The sequence below is a fragment of the Paenibacillus sp. Soil724D2 genome, from assembly GCF_001427935.1.
Classification (GTDB): domain Bacteria; phylum Bacillota; class Bacilli; order Paenibacillales; family NBRC-103111; genus Paenibacillus_E.
This window is the reverse complement of record NZ_LMRY01000057.1, coordinates 1-1846: the sequence shown is the minus strand read 5'-3', so window position 1 is coordinate 1846 and position 1846 is coordinate 1. Positions and strand designations below refer to the sequence as shown.

Below are 1846 nucleotides of genomic sequence, written 5' to 3'. Positions count from 1 at the left end.
GTAAGACCCCTTGTAGACGACGAGGTTGATAGGTTCGAGGTGGAAGTGCAGCAATGCATGCAGCTGACGAATACTAATCGGTCGAGGGCTTAACCAAAATTCCTAAGTAATCTTACTTTACGCAAGTTTCGTATCTAGTTTTCAAGGCGCAAACACGCTTTGACTGTTTGGTGATGATGGCGGAGGGGACCCACACGTTCCCATCTCGAACACGACCGTTAAGCCCTCCAGCGTCGATGGTACTTGAACCGCAGGGTTCTGGGAGAGTAGAACGTTGCCAAGCAGAATACCCCTAGTGGGTATTTTTTTTGCCAGCCCGTAAACGGTTTACACATTAGGGCCCTTAGCTCAGCTGGTTAGAGCGCACCCCTGATAAGGGTGAGGTCGGTGGTTCGAGTCCACTAGGGCCCACCATTTAATTAAATTTATGGGGCCATAGCTCAGCTGGGAGAGCGCCTGCCTTGCAAGCAGGAGGTCAGCGGTTCGATCCCGCTTGGCTCCACCATATTCCCTGATAGCTCAGTTGGTAGAGCACTCGACTGTTAATCGAGTTGTCACAGGTTCGAGTCCTGTTCGGGGAGCCACTTTTGGAGAAGTGTCCGAGCGGCCGAAGGAGCACGATTGGAAATCGTGTAGGCGTCACAAGCGTCTCGAGGGTTCGATTCCCTCCTTCTCCGTTTCTTTAGATAAAGGAAAGACAATATGGCGGCGTAGCTCAGCTGGCTAGAGCGTACGGTTCATACCCGTAAGGTCGGGGGTTCGAGCCCCTCTGCCGCTACTAGATAAATTGGAGAGATACCCAAGTGGCTATAAGGGGACCCTCTGCTAAGGGGTTAGACTGCGTAAGTGGTGCGAGGGTTCGAATCCCTCTCTCTCCGTCGGTAAATTTTTTAAGTTTGGCCCGTTGGTCAAGTGGTTAAGACACCTCCCTTTCACGGAGGTAACAGGGGTTCGAGTCCCCTACGGGTCACCAATAATCCCCACAAAGTGACGTATAGCTGACGAAGCATATTCCGTCCGCAACGAGTGCTAACTCGTTCGGCGTCTAAACTTACCTTAATTTGCGGTCATACTTCTTGGCATGACTACGATAAGAGTTTAGACATTACTTTGCGTGGACCCCAATTCTTCATTCCCATTATGGAGGCTTAGCTCAGCTGGGAGAGCATCTGCCTTACAAGCAGAGGGTCGGCGGTTCGATCCCGTCAGCCTCCACCATATTTTGTATTACGCTAGTCATGTCGCGGGGTGGAGCAGCCCGGTAGCTCGTCGGGCTCATAACCCGAAGGCCGCAGGTTCAAATCCTGCCCCCGCAACCAAACTCTTTCTGAGAGTTGTTTTACTTAGTGTGGAGCTGTGGTGTAGTGGCCTAACATGCCTGCCTGTCACGCAGGAGACCGCGGGTTCGAATCCCGTCAGCTCCGCCATTTTTAAAATGAATATGCCGTTGTAGCTCAACTGGTAGAGCAACTGACTTGTAATCAGTAGGTTGGGGGTTCAAGTCCTCTCGACGGCACCACTATTCCCAAAAAAAGTGAAGCAAAGCTTTGTAGCATCGTCTATTACTTTTCCGGGGCACGGTAAGGTTTTAAATGTGGAGGCTTAGTGAAGTGGCTAAACACGGCAGACTGTAAATCTGCTCTCTTCGAGTTCGGTGGTTCGAATCCATCAGCCTCCATTCCAAACCATTGGGGATTAGCCAAGCGGTAAGGCAACGGACTTTGACTCCGTCATGCCAAGGTTCAAATCCTTGATCCCCAGTTCTTCACTTGAGTCATTAGCTCAGTTGGTAGAGCACCTGACTTTTAATCAGGGTGTCGTAGGTTCGAATCCTACATGACTCACT

General features: G+C 50.9%; 14 tRNA genes and 2 rRNA genes. All 16 read left to right on the top strand.

What is annotated here, in order from left to right:
- Window positions 1-97: ribosomal RNA gene (locus ASG85_RS32370) — 23S ribosomal RNA — on the top strand; the annotation flags it as partial.
- A gap of 69 nt (window positions 98-166) precedes the next feature.
- Window positions 167-283 (top strand): 5S ribosomal RNA (gene rrf, locus ASG85_RS32365).
- Window positions 284-337: 54 nt separating this feature from the next.
- Window positions 338-414 (top strand) — tRNA-Ile (locus ASG85_RS32360).
- A gap of 15 nt (window positions 415-429) precedes the next feature.
- Window positions 430-505 (top strand) — tRNA-Ala (locus ASG85_RS32355).
- Window positions 506-508: 3 nt separating this feature from the next.
- Window positions 509-584 (top strand) — tRNA-Asn (locus ASG85_RS32350).
- Between the two features lie 5 nt (window positions 585-589).
- Window positions 590-677, top strand: a tRNA-Ser gene (locus ASG85_RS32345).
- A gap of 27 nt (window positions 678-704) precedes the next feature.
- A tRNA-Met gene (locus tag ASG85_RS32340) sits at window positions 705-778 on the top strand.
- An 11-nt stretch (window positions 779-789) separates the two neighbouring features.
- Window positions 790-878 (top strand) — tRNA-Ser (locus tag ASG85_RS32335).
- A 20-nt stretch (window positions 879-898) separates the two neighbouring features.
- Window positions 899-973 (top strand) — tRNA-Glu (locus ASG85_RS32330).
- A 169-nt stretch (window positions 974-1142) separates the two neighbouring features.
- Window positions 1143-1218: transfer RNA gene (locus tag ASG85_RS32325), tRNA-Val, on the top strand.
- 24 nt (window positions 1219-1242) lie between these two features.
- Window positions 1243-1319 (top strand) — tRNA-Met (locus tag ASG85_RS32320).
- Window positions 1320-1350: 31 nt separating this feature from the next.
- Window positions 1351-1427: transfer RNA gene (locus ASG85_RS32315), tRNA-Asp, on the top strand.
- A gap of 16 nt (window positions 1428-1443) precedes the next feature.
- A tRNA-Thr gene (locus ASG85_RS32310) sits at window positions 1444-1519 on the top strand.
- Window positions 1520-1596: 77 nt separating this feature from the next.
- Window positions 1597-1678, top strand: a tRNA-Tyr gene (locus ASG85_RS32305).
- A gap of 11 nt (window positions 1679-1689) precedes the next feature.
- A tRNA-Gln gene (locus tag ASG85_RS32300) sits at window positions 1690-1761 on the top strand.
- 10 nt (window positions 1762-1771) lie between these two features.
- Window positions 1772-1844: transfer RNA gene (locus ASG85_RS32295), tRNA-Lys, on the top strand.
- The last annotated feature ends 2 nt before the right edge of the window (window positions 1845-1846 follow it).